The 18,610-nt window shown below is 53.7% G+C and carries 31 protein-coding genes; all 31 read right to left on the bottom strand.

Features of this window, described 5'->3' with window-relative positions; all coding sequences use genetic code 11:
• Positions 1-42 precede the first annotated feature (42 nt).
• Entirely contained in the window at positions 43-1,134 is a 1,092-nt protein-coding gene (gene prfA / locus JTM80_RS08885) for a peptide chain release factor 1 (protein ID WP_172358423.1), read from the bottom strand.
• A 99-nt stretch (positions 1,135-1,233) separates the two neighbouring features.
• A complete protein-coding gene (gene rpmE / locus JTM80_RS08880) occupies positions 1,234-1,482 on the bottom strand; it encodes a 50S ribosomal protein L31 (protein ID WP_172358424.1) in 249 nt (82 codons plus the stop codon).
• Positions 1,483-1,584: 102 nt separating this feature from the next.
• The gene (rpsI, locus tag JTM80_RS08875; protein WP_068510037.1) at positions 1,585-1,998 is read right to left on the bottom strand and encodes a 30S ribosomal protein S9; all 414 of its coding nucleotides are present in this window, start codon (positions 1,996-1,998) and stop codon (positions 1,585-1,587) included.
• A gap of 2 nt (positions 1,999-2,000) precedes the next feature.
• Entirely contained in the window at positions 2,001-2,453 is a 453-nt protein-coding gene (gene rplM, locus JTM80_RS08870; RefSeq protein ID WP_205371005.1) for a 50S ribosomal protein L13, read from the bottom strand.
• A 102-nt stretch (positions 2,454-2,555) separates the two neighbouring features.
• Positions 2,556-3,452 (bottom strand): tRNA pseudouridine(38-40) synthase TruA, encoded by an 897-nt coding sequence (truA, locus tag JTM80_RS08865; protein WP_172358426.1) that lies wholly within the window; start codon positions 3,450-3,452, stop codon positions 2,556-2,558.
• Positions 3,453-3,470: 18 nt separating this feature from the next.
• Positions 3,471-3,821, bottom strand: coding sequence for a 50S ribosomal protein L17 (rplQ, locus tag JTM80_RS08860; RefSeq protein ID WP_172358427.1), 351 nt, complete (start codon positions 3,819-3,821; stop codon positions 3,471-3,473).
• 117 nt (positions 3,822-3,938) lie between these two features.
• Positions 3,939-4,886 carry a DNA-directed RNA polymerase subunit alpha gene (locus JTM80_RS08855; protein ID WP_172358428.1) on the bottom strand — a complete coding sequence of 316 codons (948 nt, stop codon included), beginning with the start codon at positions 4,884-4,886 and terminating at the stop codon, positions 3,939-3,941.
• A 234-nt stretch (positions 4,887-5,120) separates the two neighbouring features.
• Positions 5,121-5,516, bottom strand: a complete 396-nt coding sequence (gene rpsK, locus JTM80_RS08850; protein ID WP_068510048.1) for a 30S ribosomal protein S11 — start codon at positions 5,514-5,516, stop codon at positions 5,121-5,123.
• A gap of 356 nt (positions 5,517-5,872) precedes the next feature.
• Positions 5,873-6,256, bottom strand: a complete 384-nt coding sequence (gene rpsM / locus JTM80_RS08845) for a 30S ribosomal protein S13 (RefSeq protein WP_068510050.1) — start codon at positions 6,254-6,256, stop codon at positions 5,873-5,875.
• A gap of 84 nt (positions 6,257-6,340) precedes the next feature.
• Entirely contained in the window at positions 6,341-6,454 is a 114-nt protein-coding gene (rpmJ, locus tag JTM80_RS08840) for a 50S ribosomal protein L36 (RefSeq protein WP_006618079.1), read from the bottom strand.
• A 164-nt stretch (positions 6,455-6,618) separates the two neighbouring features.
• Positions 6,619-6,846 carry a translation initiation factor IF-1 gene (gene infA, locus JTM80_RS08835; protein WP_058881950.1) on the bottom strand — a complete coding sequence of 76 codons (228 nt, stop codon included), beginning with the start codon at positions 6,844-6,846 and terminating at the stop codon, positions 6,619-6,621.
• Positions 6,847-7,198: 352 nt separating this feature from the next.
• Positions 7,199-7,753 carry an adenylate kinase gene (locus JTM80_RS08830; protein WP_172358429.1) on the bottom strand — a complete coding sequence of 185 codons (555 nt, stop codon included), beginning with the start codon at positions 7,751-7,753 and terminating at the stop codon, positions 7,199-7,201.
• Positions 7,753-9,057 (bottom strand): preprotein translocase subunit SecY, encoded by a 1,305-nt coding sequence (gene secY, locus JTM80_RS08825; RefSeq protein ID WP_172358430.1) that lies wholly within the window; start codon positions 9,055-9,057, stop codon positions 7,753-7,755. Before secY ends, JTM80_RS08830 begins: the two co-directional genes overlap by 1 nt.
• 89 nt (positions 9,058-9,146) lie before the next feature.
• The gene (rplO, locus tag JTM80_RS08820; RefSeq protein ID WP_172358431.1) at positions 9,147-9,593 is read right to left on the bottom strand and encodes a 50S ribosomal protein L15; all 447 of its coding nucleotides are present in this window, start codon (positions 9,591-9,593) and stop codon (positions 9,147-9,149) included.
• Between the two features lie 6 nt (positions 9,594-9,599).
• Positions 9,600-10,121 carry a 30S ribosomal protein S5 gene (gene rpsE, locus JTM80_RS08815; RefSeq protein WP_172358432.1) on the bottom strand — a complete coding sequence of 174 codons (522 nt, stop codon included), beginning with the start codon at positions 10,119-10,121 and terminating at the stop codon, positions 9,600-9,602.
• A gap of 50 nt (positions 10,122-10,171) precedes the next feature.
• On the bottom strand, positions 10,172-10,534 hold the full coding sequence (rplR, locus tag JTM80_RS08810; RefSeq protein ID WP_205371004.1) for a 50S ribosomal protein L18: 363 nt from the start codon (positions 10,532-10,534) through the stop codon (positions 10,172-10,174).
• Between the two features lie 3 nt (positions 10,535-10,537).
• Entirely contained in the window at positions 10,538-11,077 is a 540-nt protein-coding gene (rplF, locus tag JTM80_RS08805; protein ID WP_172358434.1) for a 50S ribosomal protein L6, read from the bottom strand.
• Positions 11,078-11,238: 161 nt separating this feature from the next.
• Positions 11,239-11,640 carry a 30S ribosomal protein S8 gene (rpsH, locus tag JTM80_RS08800; RefSeq protein WP_068510063.1) on the bottom strand — a complete coding sequence of 134 codons (402 nt, stop codon included), beginning with the start codon at positions 11,638-11,640 and terminating at the stop codon, positions 11,239-11,241.
• Positions 11,641-11,663: 23 nt separating this feature from the next.
• Entirely contained in the window at positions 11,664-12,212 is a 549-nt protein-coding gene (gene rplE, locus JTM80_RS08795) for a 50S ribosomal protein L5 (protein WP_068510065.1), read from the bottom strand.
• Positions 12,213-12,276: 64 nt separating this feature from the next.
• Positions 12,277-12,609 (bottom strand): 50S ribosomal protein L24, encoded by a 333-nt coding sequence (rplX, locus tag JTM80_RS08790; protein WP_068510066.1) that lies wholly within the window; start codon positions 12,607-12,609, stop codon positions 12,277-12,279.
• Positions 12,609-12,974, bottom strand: a complete 366-nt coding sequence (gene rplN / locus JTM80_RS08785; protein ID WP_172358435.1) for a 50S ribosomal protein L14 — start codon at positions 12,972-12,974, stop codon at positions 12,609-12,611. Before rplN ends, rplX begins: the two co-directional genes overlap by 1 nt.
• A gap of 22 nt (positions 12,975-12,996) precedes the next feature.
• On the bottom strand, positions 12,997-13,248 hold the full coding sequence (rpsQ, locus tag JTM80_RS08780) for a 30S ribosomal protein S17 (protein ID WP_172358436.1): 252 nt from the start codon (positions 13,246-13,248) through the stop codon (positions 12,997-12,999).
• A gap of 6 nt (positions 13,249-13,254) precedes the next feature.
• On the bottom strand, positions 13,255-13,482 hold the full coding sequence (gene rpmC, locus JTM80_RS08775; RefSeq protein ID WP_172358437.1) for a 50S ribosomal protein L29: 228 nt from the start codon (positions 13,480-13,482) through the stop codon (positions 13,255-13,257).
• A 2-nt stretch (positions 13,483-13,484) separates the two neighbouring features.
• On the bottom strand, positions 13,485-13,919 hold the full coding sequence (gene rplP / locus JTM80_RS08770) for a 50S ribosomal protein L16 (protein WP_068510074.1): 435 nt from the start codon (positions 13,917-13,919) through the stop codon (positions 13,485-13,487).
• 87 nt (positions 13,920-14,006) lie between these two features.
• Positions 14,007-14,744, bottom strand: coding sequence for a 30S ribosomal protein S3 (rpsC, locus tag JTM80_RS08765; protein ID WP_172358438.1), 738 nt, complete (start codon positions 14,742-14,744; stop codon positions 14,007-14,009).
• An 88-nt stretch (positions 14,745-14,832) separates the two neighbouring features.
• Positions 14,833-15,192, bottom strand: coding sequence for a 50S ribosomal protein L22 (rplV, locus tag JTM80_RS08760; RefSeq protein ID WP_205371003.1), 360 nt, complete (start codon positions 15,190-15,192; stop codon positions 14,833-14,835).
• A gap of 114 nt (positions 15,193-15,306) precedes the next feature.
• Positions 15,307-15,585: a 30S ribosomal protein S19 gene (gene rpsS / locus JTM80_RS08755; protein WP_068510079.1), complete on the bottom strand. Its 279-nt coding sequence runs from the start codon at positions 15,583-15,585 to the stop codon at positions 15,307-15,309.
• 76 nt (positions 15,586-15,661) lie between these two features.
• Positions 15,662-16,525, bottom strand: a complete 864-nt coding sequence (rplB, locus tag JTM80_RS08750) for a 50S ribosomal protein L2 (protein ID WP_172358440.1) — start codon at positions 16,523-16,525, stop codon at positions 15,662-15,664.
• A 34-nt stretch (positions 16,526-16,559) separates the two neighbouring features.
• The gene (locus JTM80_RS08745) at positions 16,560-16,862 is read right to left on the bottom strand and encodes a 50S ribosomal protein L23 (RefSeq protein WP_068510083.1); all 303 of its coding nucleotides are present in this window, start codon (positions 16,860-16,862) and stop codon (positions 16,560-16,562) included.
• On the bottom strand, positions 16,855-17,487 hold the full coding sequence (rplD, locus tag JTM80_RS08740; RefSeq protein WP_205371002.1) for a 50S ribosomal protein L4: 633 nt from the start codon (positions 17,485-17,487) through the stop codon (positions 16,855-16,857). The genes JTM80_RS08745 and rplD overlap by 8 nt, the downstream gene beginning before the upstream one ends.
• Positions 17,488-17,566: 79 nt before the next feature.
• The gene (gene rplC / locus JTM80_RS08735) at positions 17,567-18,208 is read right to left on the bottom strand and encodes a 50S ribosomal protein L3 (RefSeq protein WP_172358442.1); all 642 of its coding nucleotides are present in this window, start codon (positions 18,206-18,208) and stop codon (positions 17,567-17,569) included.
• Positions 18,209-18,610 lie beyond the last annotated feature (402 nt).

Below are 18,610 nucleotides of genomic sequence, written 5' to 3'. Positions count from 1 at the left end.
GAAGACTTGATGCAGGCTTGACATGCATCGGCCGGGCTTGCATCAAGAAGACGCAGCCATTTCCTCCAATCGCTCTTGCTGGTCTTTGGAAATGCAAGATTGAATCAGGTCTTCTAAATCGCCTTCAAGGACGGCGTTGAGACTAAAGTTTTGGTTTAAGCGATGGTCGGTGACACGATTGTCCTTGTAGTTGTAAGTCCGAATTTTTTCGGAGCGTTCACCCGTACCAACCTGAGAGCGGCGCATTGAGGTGACGGCTTCTTGCTGTTCTCGCAGCTTGATTTCGTAGAGCTTGGCTCGCAAGATTTGCATGGCACGTTCGCGGTTTTGAAGCTGCGATCGCTCTTCGGTGCAAAATACGCGAATGCCTGTTGGCTTGTGGATCAGGTCAACAGCGGTTTCCACCTTGTTCACGTTCTGCCCGCCTGCGCCACCCGATCGCGCTGTTTTTAGCTCAATATCCTTTGGATCGATTTCCACTTCCACATCATCGACTTCCGGCATGATAGCGACCGTCGCCGTCGAGGTGTGAACCCGCCCGCCTGCTTCCGTCACGGGGACTCGCTGCACTCGATGAACGCCAGCCTCGAACTTGAGCTTGCTGTATACCTGGTCGCCCTGAATTTCCAAAATGGCTTCTTTAAAGCCGCCCATATCCGCCAGCGACTCGCTGACCATCTTGACCCGCCAGTTTTGGCTTTCGGCGTATCGGGAATACATTCGCAGCAGGTCACCCGCCCAAATGCTAGCCTCGTCGCCACCTGCACCCGCCCGGATCTCCAGCATGATGTTCTTGTCATCGTTGGGATCTCGCGGCAGCAGCAGCACCTTTAGCCGATTTTCCAGGTGCGCGATTTTTTCTTCTAGCTCGTCCACTTCCAGCGCCGCCATTTCCCGCAGTTCTGCGTCGCCACCCGCGTCTTTCAGAATCTGTCGCGCCCCTTCTAGGTCGCTTTGGGCTTTTTTCCATGCGTCAAAGGTCGTCACCGTTTCTTCTAGTGACGACCGAGTTTTAGCAAGCTTCTGGAACTCCGTGGGATCGGTTGCAATATCGGGATCAGCTAGCCGCCGCGTCAGTTCGTGAAAGGTTTGCTCTACAGAATTCAGCTTGTCGAGAAGATAGGCTTCTGCCATAACGGTGGGAGTGGGAAAGAACGATAGGTGAGGCGAAGGGTTCGCCACCCGTGAGGGTCAAAATTCAGAAAATGGAGGCGATCGCCAATTTTCCTATCGCTACTTCTTCTTATCCGCCGCTGCGCCATCGCCTGTGCGCGAGTCGGTCATCCCATACTTCCGCAAGAAGCGCTCCACGCGACCCTCAGTGTCGATAATCTTCTGAGTGCCCGTGTAGAAGGGATGGTTTCCAGACCACACATCGACGTGCAGTTCGGGCTTAGTGGAACCAACGGTCGTGACCAATTCACCGTTGCAGTAGACCTTGGCTTCAGGATACCAAGTAGGATGGATGTCAGGCTTCGGCATAGCAGTCTCAAGTCTGTTGCTTTTCAAGGGTTGTCAAGGATTGTCAAACGGTCAATGCAGGCAATCGGGCAAGGTGCAGCCTACATCGCCCCTACAGCCAGTCTAGCGCTTCGAGTATTGGGGAGCCTTGCGGGCCTTGTGCAGACCGTACTTCTTCCGCTCCTTAGCACGGGGATCGCGGGTCAAGTAGCCTTCAATTTTCAGCGGCTTGCGGTTCTCAGGGTCTAGCTCGCAGAGCGCTCGCGCTACACCCAGGCGGATTGAGTCTGCCTGTCCGGTCAGTCCGCCACCCGTTGCATTCACCAACACGTCGTATTCATTTTCCAGTCCCAGGGTTTCCAGCGGCGCTTTGGCGATCGCCAAATAGGATGGGTTGAACTGGAGATACTCTTCTCCGGGGCGGCCATTCACGATCAGCTTACCCGTACCAGGCACCAGCCGAACGCGGGCGATCGCCGACTTGCGACGACCCGTCCCCCAATACACAACACGACCAGACTTCTCAGTAGCTTGCATTCTTAATTCTCTCCAGGAATCGTTTTAATTGTCAAAACTTCGGGCTGCTGAGCCGCATGAGGATGGGTCGGACCCGCGTAGACCTTGAGCTTAGTAAACAACTGGCGACCCAAAGAGTTCTTCGGCAACATCCCCTTCACGGCTTGTTCTACAATCCGTTCTGGCAGGCGAGACTGGAGCTTGGTAAAGTTCTCCACCTTCATGCCGCCGGGCCGCCCAGAATGACGACGGTAGAGCTTTTGAGTGCGCTTTTTGCCCGTCACGTCTACTTTCTCAGCATTCACGATGATTACGAAATCACCCGTGTCCAGATGCGGCGTAAAGGTCGGCTTGTTTTTGCCGCGCAGCACATTGGCGACTTCGCTGGCCAGCCGTCCGAGGCGCTGATCGGTCGCATCGACGACGTACCACTTACGCTCAATTTCGGTTGTGGGAGGAAGATAGGTCTTGTTCATGATGTTCTATCGGGTTCCAGGAGGGTCAAAGGGTCAGGAAAGGCTCGTAGGAGGCTCAGAGTAGGAGGCTTAGGCAAAAGAGGAAAAAGGCTTGACGACGCACTAGCTAGACGAGGCAACGGCGATCGCTGGCTCGGTCAGCGGCAAGAGGAACTGGGGCTGCGTGTCATACCAGAGGCTCGGCTCAAAGGGCGAATCAGGATAGCCTACGCGCAGCAAGCAGAGTCCCTGCGGCGGAGCGGCATACTTTACCTCGTCCCGGCGCTGCTCTTGCCAGAGGCGGGTAAACTCGGTGGGCGATCGCTCTCCCCGTCCCACGTCAACCAGCATTCCCACCAGCAGACGCACCATGCCGTAGAGGAACCCACTCGCCTGAATCTCTAGCTGCACAAAGGGCCCGCGTCGGACGCACTCTACCGCCTGCACATCGACCCAGGAATGAGCCCGCTTCGAGCCAGCCCGGTGAAATGCCGCCAAATGCTGTCGCCCCAGCAATGGGGTCAGCGCTTTCTGCATGGCTTCAACATCCAGCGGCGCATGGTAATAGTGCCAACTAAAGGGGCGGACAAACAAATTGGGGCAAGCGTCGGTGTAGAGCGTATAGCGATAGCGTCGCCAAATCGCTGAAAACCGAGCGTGCCAGGAACGATCCACCGGGGCCGAAGCCCGAATCAGCACGTCTTCTGGCAGGCGGCTATTGAGAATATCGCGCCAGCGGTAGGGCGGTATCAGGGTCGCCGCATCAAAATGAGCCACCTGAGCGGCTGCGTGAACGCCAGAATCGGTTCGCCCTGCGCCATGCAGCGTCACAGAATGCCCCAGCACAGCGGCGATCGCCCGCTCAATTTCTTCCTGGACGGTGCGATGCTGCGCCTGCCGCTGCCAGCCGTGAAACCGAGTGCCTAGGTATTGAATGACCAAGGCAACCCGTTGTGAGTCTACCGAGCAGGCTTCCCCTGAACTAGCAGACTCCTTTAGCGTTGGCAGCGCGATCGCCATAGCCAGATGCCTACATCCTCAAGTCAGTTCGATAATCGCCATTTCAGCATTATCGCCCCGGCGGCTTACGGTTCGCTGAATGCGAGTGTAGCCCCCATTGCGATCGCCATAGCGCTCCTTCGCACCCTCAAACAGGGCGTGAACAAGCTGCTTGTCATAAAGGTAGCCCAGAACCTCACGTCGAGCAGCCAGAGAGCCGTCCTTTGCAAGCGTAATCATTCGCTCTGCTTCGGAACGAACTGCCTTGGCCCGCACCTTGGTCGTTGTGATGCGACCGTGACGAATGAGCTCGGTAGTCAGCGCTCTGAGGAGAGCGCGCCGCTGATCTGCGGGCTTACCCAGTTGTGGAACACGACGACGGTGACGCATATCACTTAGAAATTAAACTAAACAGCAAAACGAAAGCAGCACGGTAAAGTCCCCACCCAAAGTCCTTAACCCTTGCCCAGCCCCAATACGGCACAGCAAGCTAGAACCCCAACGACCTTAACCAGTCTTGGCAGGCTTTTCATGGGGCAAGGTAATCCCCATGCGAGTTTGAAGCGCCTCGATCACCTCTTCGGCAGACTTAGCACCAAAGTTTTTGATTTCTAACAAATCTTCTTGGGAGTACTCCAGTAAATCCGCCACTGTATTGATCTGGGCCCGTTTCAGACAGTTGTAGGCGCGAACCGAAAGATTCAGTTCCTCAATCAAGATCTGGTTGTGGGGATCTTCATCATCCGGGAAGATGGGCCCAATGTCATCAATCGTGATGTCTTTCAGCGGGGTAAATAGATCCACCAGAATACTGGCAGCCTGACTCAGGGCATCTTGAGGAGTGATGCTACCATTCGTCCACACTTCCATGATTAGGCGATCTTTTTCTAGAGATCCGCCAACCCGTGCATCCTCAACGGTGTAATTCACCTTACGCACAGGCATGAAAATTGAGTCGATCTGCAAATAATCAACCGCCGAAGAGTCATCCCGGCTCCGATCAATGGCTCGATAGCCGATGCCCTTCTCGATCTTAAACTCCATCTCCAGCACAGAACCTGCGGAAACTGTCGCGATGTGCTGAGTCTCATCCACCACTTCGACATCAGATGGAAGATCGAAGTAAGCAGAGGTGACCTCCAGCGGGCCCTCCACCCGAAGCCGTCCAATCTGGGGCTGAGAAGAGTAACTCTTCAGCACGACTTCCTTCATGTTCAGCAGGATGTCGAGGGCATCCTCTTTCACACCCGGCACGGTCATAAACTCATGCGTCACCCCTGCAATGCGGACTGCCGTAACCGCAGCCCCCTCTAGGTTCGACAGCAGCACACGTCGGAGTGCATTTCCGACCGTCGTACCCTGACCCCGCTCCAAAGGCTCAAGAACAAACTTGCTGTATAGACTCTGGTTTTTCCCTGTTTCGGACTCTATGCACTCAACCTTGAAATGTGCCATAGACCAACCTCTCTTCTCCTTAGCCACAGAAGGCAGGCAACCTTCTTATGTTTTCAATGTTCTCGTCTGCCAGCGCTCTATCCCCTTGCTCTGGAGAAACAAAACCTGACTGGTCAGCCTAGCAAAGATATCAACCGTCGAAACAAAAACCAGCGCTTTATCCCTCAACTGAATCCGCTCGACTCCCTGCTTGCTGAGCTTCCGGCAGTCCTTGCCCCAACAAAGCAGGAAAAACTAGACTCGACGCCGCTTGGGAGGACGACAGCCGTTGTGTGGGATAGGCGTTACGTCGCGGATTAGTGTGATTTCCAGTCCAGCGCCCTGGAGCGCTCGAATGGCAGTCTCCCGTCCTGACCCGGGCCCACTGACCATCACCTCAATCTGACGCATTCCCTGATCCATGGCACGACGAGCCGCATTTTCAGCAGCAGTCTGAGCCGCAAAAGGGGTTCCTTTCTTGGCCCCTTTGAAGCCGCTGGAGCCAGCAGAGGCCCAAGAAATCGCCTCTCCGTTTGCGTCCGTGATCGTCACGATCGTGTTGTTGAATGTGGACTGGATATGGGCAACGCCGCTGGGGATGTTCTTCTTTTGCTTCTTGGGGCCAGTTCGTTTCGTGGGTTGTCGAGCCATTTCTCTTCGCTAAGTCTAGGAATAGGGTTTACTTTGTCAAACCAAGGGTAGTCAAACTGTTAGGACAGGGAAATAGATTCAGAGGGATGGGGTGAATAGGCGTGGAAGATTGGACTGGCAGCACTTGAGAGGAAAGTAGAAGGGCGATCGCACTCAAACAGCCTTAGAGCCAGGACTAAAAGCCTTCCCGCCCGCAACTATCTCGATCGCTGAGGCAAGTAGGTCAAGCAATCAGATACAACCACACCAAAGAGGGAACAAAACCAACGCGCTAATTCACTTCTGGCAAAAGCGGCCTGACAAAGAACCACGCACTGGTTCACACAAGTCCGCTAGCACCACCCTCAACCTATCGTCTACTTCTTGCCAGGAGCCTTCTTCTTGCCAGCCACCGTGCGCCGACCGCCGCGACGGGTTCGAGCATTCGTGCGAGTCCGCTGTCCGCGAACGGGTAGACCCATCCGGTGCCGCCGGCCGCGGTAGGTGCCGATGTCCATCAGGCGCTTAATGTTCAGGGATTCCAAACGTCTGAGGTCACCCTCGACCTCATAGTCAGACTCCACCGTTTCGCGCAGGGCTGCAACATCTGCGTCGCTCAGATCCTTAACGCGAGTATCGGGGTTCACACCCGTCTTCGCAAGGATTGCTTTGGATCGGGTCAGCCCGATGCCATAGATATAGGTCAAACCGATTTCAACACGCTTATCGCGAGGAAGATCCACTCCGGCAATTCGTGCCACGCTTTGTACTCCTACTTCTGCCGCTCAGCAATGAACTCAACTTCAAACTGACCTAAGATTAGGTCGATTCAACCACTCAACGTACTAACCCTGCCGTTGCTTATGCTTGGGGTTAGAACAAATCACCATAACTCGGCCGCGGCGACGGATGACGCGACACTTCTCACAGATTTTCTTGACGGATGCTCGGACTTTCATGCCCCGAAATGTCCCAAATTTGAGTACTGACTACAAACCCAGTATCTTATCAACTTTTTAGATAGAATGTCAAGGAAAAGTCTCAGATTAAATATGCCGCCTGTGGGCAGGCGATCGCGCTAAACGCCATTAACAGCTACTAACACTTGAATGCAGTGCGTCTCCTACTTCTTATTTCGGAGGCGATAGGTAATTCGCCCTTTTGTCAGGTCGTAGGGTGTTAGCTCAACCTTGACGCGATCGCCCGGCAAAATTTTGATGTAATTTCGGCGAATCTTGCCCGAAATATGGGCCAAGACGTTAAATCCGTTGTCTAAGTCCACGCGAAACATGGCGTTGGGCAACGAATCCGTTACCGTTCCTTCCATTTCAATCAGATCCTGTTTAGACAATGCATCCTCCTAAACTACAAACGATTCAAACCAGTGACTCAGACCATTGATCCAGACCCCATAGCGCTTTGCAGCGTGCCAATTTACAGCCTAGAGCGATCCTGCCTCTCTGATGTTCCAAGCGGGTATTCCAAACATATCCATCACAAAGGGTCTTGAAGCAAACCGCTTTCATACCCCAGGGAACCGTTGAGTACCCTAAACACCTAAAAAATGCGCCATCTATAAAAAATGCGCCATCTATTAGATTAACAAATACTCCAAGAACCTGCGTGTGTTGTTATCCGCGGCACGACCAATAAGCTTGGGACGGTCTATCTATACATGTTTTTTTCAAGCCAAGCTACGCTGCTTAGCTGCTAATCAACTGGCGTAGCGCCGCCCCCACATGTTCAATGGATTGATTGCCATCGATTGAAACAAGCTGCTGGCGATCGCGATAAAAGTCAATCAGCGGCGCAGTTTGATTGCGGTATACCGCCAGACGAGTACGAATCACTTCCTCGTTATCGTCTGTCCGCCCTCGACCCAGGAGGCGGGCCACCAAAACCTCATCGGGCACTTCCAAATTAACGACACAATCGCAGGACTGTTCAATTTCTGCCAATAGCTCATCGAGAAACTTGGCCTGCTCAACATTGCGAGGAAAGCCGTCCAAAATCCAGCCTCCTTGGGCATCTGGCTGGCTGAGGCGATCGCGCACCAAGTCCAGAATCAAAGCATCCGGCACCAGTTCCCCGCGATCCATGTAGGACTGAGCCTTTTGCCCAAGCTCGGTTCCGCTTGCCACAGCAGCCCGCAAAATATCTCCTGTAGAAACATGAGGAATCGAAGAGCTAGCCGCTAGTTCGGCCGCCTGAGTTCCTTTGCCCGCTCCGGGCGGTCCTAAAAATATCAGTCGTGCCACTATTGCTTCACCATCCCTTCATAGCGCTGCGAAATTACATAGGTCTGAATCTGCTTTGCCGTGTCGATTGCGACGCCCACTAGAATTAGCAGTGACGTAGCACCCAAGCCCTGAAAGGTCGTCACGCGGGTCGCGCCTTCAACGGCAGCCGGAACAATCGCAACCAATCCCAGAAAAATCGCACCCAAAAAGGTCAGTCGGTTCAGCACCCGCTCAAGATAGTCACTCGTTGCCTTACCAGGACGAATCCCCGGCACGCTTGCGCCCATCTTCTTCAGGTTCTGGGACATGTCTACTGGATTGACCACTAGCGAGGCATAGAAGTAGCTGAAAAACAAGATCAGCAGCAGCAGCAGCAGCACGTAGACCCAAGTGCCCGGACGCAGATAAGACAGCACCCGCGTCACCATCTCGTTATCCCCAAAAAACTGCGAGAGGTAGATCGGGAGAGACAGAACCGCTGTAGCAAAAATAATCGGCATTACGCCGCCCTGATTGAGGCGCAGCGGCAGATAGCTGCTCTTCTCAAGGTAGAGCCTGCGCCCGACCTGGCGACGGGCAGAGATGATGGGAATACGCCGGGTTCCCTCTTGAACAAAGACGATGCCGACGATCATTGCCAGGAACACTAGAAGCAGAATGATCACGCCGCTAACCACGCTGCGATCGCCACTCTGGGCAAGGTCGATAGTTTGTCCGAGCGATCGCGGCAAAGTTGACACAATGCTGACGAAAATTAGCAGCGACGCACCATTGCCCACACCCCGCTCCGTAATCAGCTCACCCACCCACATCACAAACATCGAGCCAGCCGTTAGAGCCAGCACCATCTGTGCAATGAACAGCGGCCCCGGCGACTCAGCAAACTGGTTCACAAAAATCGCTAGACCCAGGCTTTGAATAATGCCCCAACCCAGTGCAACGTAGCGCGTAATTTGAGCAATCTTTCGGCGTCCCGCTTCTCCCTCTTCTTTTTGCAGCTTCTCAAGACTGGGGAGCGCAGCCGTCAGCAGTTGCAGAATAATAGACGCATTAATATAAGGCAAAATACCCAGTGCAAAAATACCCAGCGTCGAAAGTCCTCGACCCGTAAACACATCTAAAAAGCCAATGATGGCCGATAAAGCGCCGGTCTCTGTGGCCGCCTGAAAGGCCTGTCGATTAATGCCAGGGATCGGGATAAAGACACCCAACCGTACCAGAATCAACATTCCCAAAGTCAGCAAAAGTCGTCCTCGCAGTCCGGCCGCTTGGGCCATCTGCAAGAAAGTTTCCTGCGCCGTGGGTGTCTTATCGCGCACCATAGTCTCAGTACCTCTCCCTCTATAAAACTAAGCAGAGCAGGAGAGCCAACCACTCACCGCTCTGCCTTGCTGCAAAGTCGCTCCATATCTTAATCTAGCAGGTTGAAGCTTCCGCCTGCGCCCTCAATCTTACGCTTCGCCGATTCAGTAAAGGCCGCAGCCGTCACTTGAAGCGCAACACTCAGTTCACCGTCGCCCAAAATCTTCAACGGGCCATCGTTTTGCGTCACAATTCCCAATTCCATCAGCGAATCGAGGCTGACCTCTGTCCCCTTAGGCAGTTCAGCCAAGTCTCCGACGTTCACGATGGTGTAGGACATCCGGTTGATCAGCGGAAAATGCTTCAGCTTCGGAATCCGGCGATAGAGAGGCAACTGCCCACCCTCAAAACCCGGTCGGGTGCTGCGTCCAGAGCGCGACTTTTGTCCCCGCATTCCGAAGCCGCCGCTTGCACCCTGCCCGGCGGAAATGCCCCGGCCAACCCGGCGACGACGCTTCTGAGAACCCGGTTTTGGAAATGTGTCTGAAAGTCTCATAGTTCGTCAAGAATAGAGTTTTTCAATGGGAACATCGCGTTCTTCTGCTACCTCAGAGAAGGTGCGGAGGGCAGAAAGTGCATTTGCAGCGGCCCTGGCATTATTGAGCGGGTTACCCGAACCCAACTGTTTCGCCAGAACGTTCTTCACACCCGCCAGTTCTAGCACGGTACGCACGGAACCACCTGCAATTACACCAGTTCCCGGAGCTGCAGGACGAATCATCACCTTCGCGCCGCCGCCTGCGCCGTTGGTTGGGTGAGGAATGGAGTCAGATTTAGTCAGGGGAACCTCGACCAAGTGCTTCTTGCCGTCAGCAACGCCTTTCTTCACTGCACCGATTACGTCAGCGGCCTTGCCAACCCCAACCCCAACCTGACCCCGTTCGTTGCCGACGATCACGATCGCCCGGAAGCTAAGCTTCTTACCCCCCTTAACCACTTTGGTAACGCGGCGGATTTGAACAACACGCTCCTGCCACTCAGTTTCTTTTTCTTTGACGCGACTTGTCTTGGTTTTCTTCGCCATAGCTTGCTTGTCCTGGATAGTGTGCTTGTCCTAAAGATGAATCTGAAAGGCTAGAAGCTTAGACCACCTTCACGAGCGGCATCTGCCAAAGCCTTGACGCGGCCGTGATACAGCTTGCCGCCCCGGTCAAACACGACTTGCGTAATCCCCTTTTCGAGCGATCGCGCTGCGATCAGCTTACCGACTTCTACAGACGCATCGCAGTTAGCACCTGAAGTGATCTTTTCGCGCAGCGCAGGCTCTAGCGTCGATGCAGCAGCAAGCGTTCGATGCTGCGTGTCATCAATGACCTGGGCGTAGATATGCTGATTAGAGCGAAATATAGCCAGACGAGGACGTTCAGACGTGCCAGAAACTGTCTGGCGGATGCGGACGTGACGACGCTGAGTCGCTTCTTTACGAGTCAGTTTCATAGGTTATTTCTTCCCTGCCTTACCGGCCTTACGTCTGACAACCTCGCCAGCATAGCGAATGCCCTTGCCCTTGTAGGGTTCTGGCGGACGAACTGCGCGAACCTGAGCCGCAATATTACCGACAATTTCTTTATCAATTCCGCTGACCAGAATGTTGGTGTTATTCTCAACAGCAAATTGAACTCCATCAGGCGGCTCGATCAAAACTGGATGGCTATAGCCTACAATCAGGTTCAGATTTCGCCCTTGAATCTGAGCCCGATAACCCACCCCCTGGATTTCAAGCTTGCGCTGGAATCCCTGAGATACGCCCTCCACCATATTGGCAACCAGCGTTCGGCACAACCCGTGGCGCTGACGGGCAGCACGGGACTCGTTGCGACGATTCACCGTTAACGTATCGCCCTCTTGCAGAACCTCAACCTCTGGCGGAAGCGTGCGCGAGAGTTCTCCCTTGGGGCCTTTAACAACCAGAGTTTGACCGTCAAGGGTAACGGTCACCTTCTGAGGAACACTAATAGGACGTTTTCCAATGCGAGACATGACAAGTCACTCCTGGACGATCTTGCTGGCCTTCAAGCGATGCGCTTACGACACAAGCGCCACCAGGCAAACACAAAGCAAACACAAATAAAATGAAAGGCTAGATTTAGCTTTGACCCAAGCAGCCATCCGCTCAGACAAAGCCAGATCGAGAAAAATCCTTACCAGACGTAGCAGAGAACTTCTCCTCCCACACCCTGACGACGGGCATCCCGATCCGTCATGATGCCGCTGGAGGTTGAAACAATGGCAATTCCAATGCCACCCAACACGCGAGGCAGATCGCGGCAGTTTGAGTAAACTCGCAGTCCAGGTTTGCTGACCCGCTGTAGCGCATTGATAATCGGACGGCGGCCTTTGCCCTTATATTTCAGAGCAATTACCAGTCGCTTCTGCGCTCCTTCGCCTGTCTCAGAAAACTCGCTAATGAATCCTTCTTCCAAGAGCACACGAGCGATGTTGCGCGTCATCTTGGTAGACGGGACTTCGGTCGTTTGATGCCGGGCGAGATTCGCGTTGCGAATGCGGGTCAGCATGTCTGCAATTGTGTCGTTAGACGCCATAATTTCCTCTTTGTCAGCCTGCCTCAGTTATCGCGAAAGGGCATTCCCAGTTCCTTTAACAGGGCACGTCCCTCTTCATCTGTGGTTGCCGTGGTGATGATCGAAATGTCCATGCCCCGAATTTGATCAATGTTGTCGTACTCGATTTCGGGGAAAATGAGCTGTTCACGAAGCCCCAGAGTATAGTTGCCACGACCATCAAAGCTCTTGGGGCTGATGCCGCGAAAATCTCGAATCCGAGGCAGCACCAAGTTTATAAGGCGATCCAGAAAGGCATACATGCGCTCCGAGCGCAGGGTGACCATGATACCCACTGGCATTCCTTTACGGATCTTGAAACCGGCGATCGCCTTCTTAGCCCTCGTCACCACTGGCTTTTGTCCAGTGATTACCGCAATCTCTGCCAGAGAAGCCTCCAGCGCTTTTGCATTCTGAGCCGCTTCGCCCATCCCCCGGTTCACGGTCACCTTGACCACTTTAGGAACCTGATGAACGTTTTCGTAGTTAAACTGCTCAACCAGCTTCGGAACTACGGTCTCCTGATAGTAGGTTTTTAACCTGGGACTTGCCATAACACTCTCCTGATATATTCCTGGGCTTGGTCAGGAATGAAACATGAAACGTGAATCTGAAACGCTAGTCGATAATCTCACCGGTTTTCTTCAGCATTCTGACTTTTCGGCCATCCGCATTGAAGGTATAAGAAATTCGGCTCGCAACCTTCTGCTTGGTAGAGTAGGGAAGGACATTGGAGCTATGAATCGGAGCCTCAAAGGTCTGAATCTGACCAGACTCCCCTTCTTGCTGAGGCTTAACATGCTTCGTCCGCACGTTAACGCCCTTGACCACCACCTTGCTGGTTTCAGGATAAACACGCAAGATCTCGCCGACTTTGCCCTTATCGCTTCCTGAAATAACCTGGACGGTGTCGCCCTTCTTCACATGCATTTTGTAGCGCAGCTTGCCCATCACAGCACCTCCGGAGCCAGCGAGACAATCTTAGTAAAGTTCTTATCGCGCAACTCCCGCGCAACCGGGCCAAACACGCGAGTTCCTCTAGGGTTGCCATCGTTGTTGATGATCACAGCGGCATTATCGTCAAACCGAATGCTCATGCCGCTGTCTCGGCGCAGACCCTTCTTGGTTCGCACAACCACTGCCCGTACCACATCAGACTTCTTGACTGCCATATTCGGAATGGCATCCTTAACCACAGCGATGATCACATCCCCCACACCGGCATAGCGGCGGTTGCCACCCAACACTCGAATGCACATCAGCTTGCGAGCGCCGCTGTTGTCCGCCACGCTGAGATAAGTTTCCTGTTGAATCATGGTGTCTCTCCTCCGGGGTGGACTAGCTCTCTGAAGTCTGATTTAGGATGTCCACAACGATCCAACGCTTTGTGCGGCTGAGCGGACGGGTTTCTTGAATCCGAACGCGATCGCCCGTTTTGCACTTGTTTTCTTCGTCGTGAACCTTATAACGCTTGGTTCGCACCATAATCTTGCGATACTTCGGGTGAGGGGCACGGTTCTCCACCGCGACGACGACCGTCTTTTCCATCTTGTCGCTCACCACGACTCCAACTCGCTCTTTGACTGCCATTGCCCCTTACTCCTTCTCTGCATCCGCTTGTGCAGCTGCCAATTGTCGCTCCCGCTCCACAGTCATCAGTTGCGCCAGCCGGTGGCGGACATGCCCAAACTGATGCGTCTTATCCAGTTGCCGCGTCGCCTTTTGGAAGCGCAAGTCAAATAACTGCTTCTTGGCAGCTACAATCTGCTCACTGAGTTCTTGATCACTGAGATCACGAATCTCTGAAATCTTAGGCAGAGCCATCTCTACGACTCCTCCACTGCTTGCTCTTGTTGTTCCTTAACAATGAACTTGGTCTTGATTGGGAGTTTGTACTGCGCCAGTCGCATTGCCTCGCGGGCTGTCTCTTCCGGTACTCCAGCAATCTCAAACAAGATTCGACCCGGCTTTACCACTGCCACCCAAAACTCAGGGTTGCCCTTACCCGAACCCATCCGGGTTTCGGCTGGACGCATGGTAACAGGCTTATCCGGGAAAATACGAATCCAGATCTTGCCACCCCGACGGATGTATCGAGTCATGGCTCGACGGCTAGCCTCAATCTGACGGGAGGTAATCCAGGACGGCTCCATTGCCTGAAGCCCAAAATCACCAAAGTCAATATTGTTGCCGCGAGTTGCCCGCCCTTTCATGCGGCCGCGCTGCTGCTTGCGGAATTTAGTTCGTCTTGGACTTAACATGGCTCACTACCTTGAAATTGAAGCTAGGGTCAGGGTGGGGATGGAAGCACTGGTCTGATTCAGCTTTCGCCCTTCAGCCCGCCTTCCCTATCCTTCGTTAGAACGATCCTCAAACTGGCGGCGGCGCTGCTGACGGCGACGGGGCGGCACATTATTGGGAGCGGCTTCTTGCGTTACTCGTTCCTGCCCAGGAATAATCTCGCCTTTGAACACCCACACCTTGATCCCCAAAATGCCGTAGATCGTCTGGGCAGTGGTGTAGGCATAGTCAATATCTGCCCGCAGCGTGTGGAGCGGCACCTTGCCTTCGCGAGTGTATTCAGTACGGGCAATTTCTGCGCCGTTTAGCCGACCACTCACCTGGATTTTGATACCCTGCACCCCTGATTTCTGAGCGCGAGTAATCGCCTGACGCACAACCCGACGGAACGAAACCCGCTTTTCGAGCTGCTGCTGCACGTATTCAGCAATCAGCGCAGCATCAGCATCCACACGAGCAACCTCAACTACGTTGATCCGAATCTGACGACTGGTGTCTCCCAACTCTTTTTGAAGACCCTCGCGCAGCTTTTCGATCCCCGCGCCGCCACGACCCACAACCACGCCAGGGCGGGCCGTCAGAACTTGGAGGTCGATTTGATCGGCCTTGCGCTCAATGCGAACCTCAGAGATACCTGCACTGCTCAACTCTTTGGCAACATATTTGCGGATTTTGTAGTCCTCTTGCAGCAGCTTGGGATAGCGGCTGGAGTCAGCAAACCAGAGAGAGCGATGCTCCTGGGTGATGCCGAGGCGGAAACCAACTGGATGAATCTTCTGTCCCACAATGCGTCCTCAGAAAAGGCAAAAATTTGAGTGAAGGGTATAAAACAAGGAGCGATCGCCATTCAAAACGCCCAAACAGGGTCGTAACTTAGTCTTCAGCACCCGGCGCAACCGCAATCGTGATGTGACAAGTCGGTTTGCGGATTTGATAGGCCCGACCCTGAGCGCGGGGACGAAACCGCTTCAGCACGGGGCCCTGATCAGCATAGGCAGTCGTCACTACGAGATCAGCAGGGGCATAGCCCTCGTTATGCTCAGCATTGGCAACGGCAGAACGCAGCACCTTAAGCACAGGATCGCAAGCGCGGTAGGGCATAAACTCCAGGATAATCAGTGCCTCTCGGTAAGAACGCCCCCGGATCTGATCCAGAACCCGACGCACCTTGTGGGGCGACATGCGGATATAACGGGCAACAGCTTTTACTTCGTCTGCGGTCGTAACTGCCATGATGATTTCCTCTCAAGTGTCTTGCAGAGAGCTTTTAGAGTTTGAGCAACAGCAAGCACTAAATCCAAGTATCTGTGAACTACTGCGAACGTCCTGAAATAAACCTGACTCAACCTAACGACGAGACTTCTTGTCGCTCTTGGCATGTCCCCGGAAGGTACGAGTCGGCGCAAACTCACCCAACTTGTGTCCCACCATTTGCTCCGTTACATAAACCGGAACATGCTGACGACCGTTATGAACGGCAATCGTATGTCCAATCATCTGAGGCAGAATCGTTGAGGCACGAGACCAGGTTTTGATTACCTGCTTATCGCCCTTCACATTCAACGCTTCAACCTTTTTTAGAAGGTGATCAGCCACGAAAGGACCTTTTTTGAGTGAGCGAGACATAACCGACTTACCTCTACCAATTGACCAAACGTGTGATAGTCAACGAACCATAAACCCTGTAAAAAGATTCGGAACCTTAAGACTCACGACCTCCGCGACCGCGCTTGGACGTGCGGCGGCGGCGACGAACAATCAACGCATTACTTGCCTTCTTCTTCTTCCGAGTCTTCATGCCCAAGGCTGGCTTACCCCAGGGGGTCACAGGGCCAGAACGACCGATCGGAGCACGTCCTTCACCGCCGCCGTGGGGGTGATCGACTGGGTTCATGACACTACCGCGAACTTCCGGACGACGGCCCAACCAACGCTTGCGCCCTGCCTTGCCTAGGCTAATGTTGCGAGACTCGGCATTACCCACCGCACCAATCGTGGCATAGCACTCGCGGCGAACCATCCGCACCTCTGTGGATGGCAGGCGGAGTGTCACAAAATCACCCTCTTTCGCTACAATTTGCGCCGAAGCGCCTGCTGCGCGAACAATCTGTCCACCCTTGCCAGGGACTAATTCCACATTGTGAACCGTCGTACCTAGCGGCATACTGCCCAGTGGTAAAGCGTTTCCGACCTCAAAAGGAGAGTCTTCACCTGCGATCACAGTTGTACCGACCGTCAAGCCAGCCGGACAAAGGATGTAGCGCTTCTCGCCATCCTGATAATATAGAAGCGCAATCCGGGCGTTGCGGTTGGGATCATACTCGATTGCTGCTACTTTAGCGGGAATGTTTCGCTTGTCGCGGCGAAAGTCAATTATCCGATACAGTCGCTTGTGCCCGCCACCCCGATGGCGACAGGTGATTACGCCCCGATTGTTGCGTCCCTTGGGACGATGCACCGAGCGAGTCAGGGACTTTTCTGGTTCACTACGAGTGATCTCAGCAAAGTCAGCAACGGAGCGCTCTCGCGTGCCAGGTGTATAAGGTCGGTATGTACGAATGCCCATGGCTTCAATCTCTTAAGGGGATGGCTTTCAGACGTTACACTTCGGGGAACAGGACGATGGAATCACCTGTTGCCAGGGTCACAACTGCCCGCTTGTATTGGGGCTTGTGTCCAGCAAATCGACCGACTCGACGATGCTTCTTCGGGGGCTTGCTGGTGTTCACACCAACCACCTTCACCTCAAACAAAGATTCAATAGCTGCCTTGATCTGCGGCTTTGTTGCGCTGGGAACCACTTCAAAGACGTACTTGTTTTCCTCAAGAAGCTGAGTTGCCTTTTCAGTCACTAGGGGACGGCGAATCAGATCTGCCAGGTTGCGCGAATCAAACTTAGTCACCGTATACCTCCTGCACTTTTTCTAGGGCAGACGCAGTTGCCACGATCTTGTCAGCCGCCAGCAAATCAAAGATGTTGAGATTGCCAGCAGAAATTAGCTTGATGGAGCTAATGTTTCGAGCCGACAGATAAACCATCTCGTCTCGCTCAGAAACAATTAGGAGAGCCGTTTCGTTTTCCCCTACACCCCAGCGAGTCAGCGCCTGCGCCAGTTCCTTGGTTTTGGGACGGGGCAACTCATTTGCGAAATCTTGAACCACAATCAGGTCTTCAGCACGGCTTTGCAGCGCGGTTCCGAGCGCCAAGCGCCTCTCCTTGCGGTTCATCTTGACGGAGTAGTCCCTGGGTTTGGGGCCAAAGATAACGCCGCCGCCGCGCCATAGGGGAGAGCGAATCGAACCCGCACGGGCGCGACCTGTGCCCTTTTGCCGCCAAGGCTTACGTCCACCACCTCTAACCTCAGAACGAGTCTTGGTAGAGGCAGTGCCCTGTCGAGCATTATTCAACTGGCGCACCAAGGCCCGATGAACGATATGGGGCGCATTGTCTTCGTTAGCGACGCGCAGATCTAGCGAGGCGGTGCCAGCGCTTTCACCCTGCCAATTTTTAACTACACACTCAACCATGGGTCTGTTTCTCCTCGTCGGGGTGCTGGCTCACTGCTCCAATCACCAAAATCGCAAAATCCAAACGCTCAGCAAATTTTTAGTTCGTTTTTCCGACCTGTTTGGCAGGAACAATATTGACCAAGGCACCCGGCTTTCCAGGGATTGCCCCTTTGATCAGGAGCAAGTTGCGATCGCCATCCACCCGCACAATTGTCAGCTTCTTGATCGTGGTTCTCGTGCCACCCAGACGACCTGCCATGCGCTTGCCAGGATAAACGCGACCTGGCGTAGTGCCTGCACCCGTAGAACCGGGAAGACGGTGGTTCTTGGAACCGTGAGCCATCGGCCCCCGCTTGAAGTTGTGGCGCTTTTGGTAGCCCGCAAAGCCGCGTCCGATGCTCGTTCCAATTACGTCCACCTGCTGCCCTGGCGTAAAGATATCCGCCGTCAACTGCTGCCCTAACTGATAATCAGCAGGACTGTCGAGGCGATATTCCTTTAAGTGGCGGAGGGGAGACGCTTCAGCTTTTTTGAGGTGTCCGAGTTCAGGCTTGTTCAACGCCTTTTCGGTAACCTCGCCAAAGCCAACTTGGACAGCACTGTAGCCATCCACCTCTGCTGTTTTAATTTGCGTGACTGTGCAGGGGCCAGCCTGGACGACGGTTACAGGAATAGCCTTCCCTGCCTCATCAAAAACCTGGGTCATCCCCAGTTTGGTGCCAAGAATTCCAACAGACACGGTTAATCGTCCCCCTATTTACACGCTGCAAGAGTGCCAGACAAAATTTGCCTCGCAAACTTCATAAGACACCAAGCTGTTTCTGTCGAACATAATCAATCTGCTGTCAGCCCAAAGGCGCACAGATTCACAGATGTTCTACAATCTTGCAGACAGACTTACTAGCTCAAATAAATGGCTTCTGCCTGAGTCGCCGGGACTTGAGCAGATCAACCACCCAGTATCCGTAAGGGCTTCCGGGCACTATTCCTGCCGGGAAGGCACTCGTAAACACGCACGGCCCGATTTTGGCGACAATTTCAAATTATAAACCAATCAACACAAGCTGTCTAGCAAGTTGCAGACAGAACTTTCAAAGACAATCTGCAAGCTGTGTTAGAGATTTGTGCCTTGTCTAGGATA

This window comes from Thermoleptolyngbya sp. PKUAC-SCTB121, assembly GCF_016919485.1.
GTDB lineage: Bacteria > Cyanobacteriota > Cyanobacteriia > Elainellales > Elainellaceae > Thermoleptolyngbya > Thermoleptolyngbya sichuanensis.
This window is presented reverse-complemented; position numbering and strand designations above follow the sequence as displayed.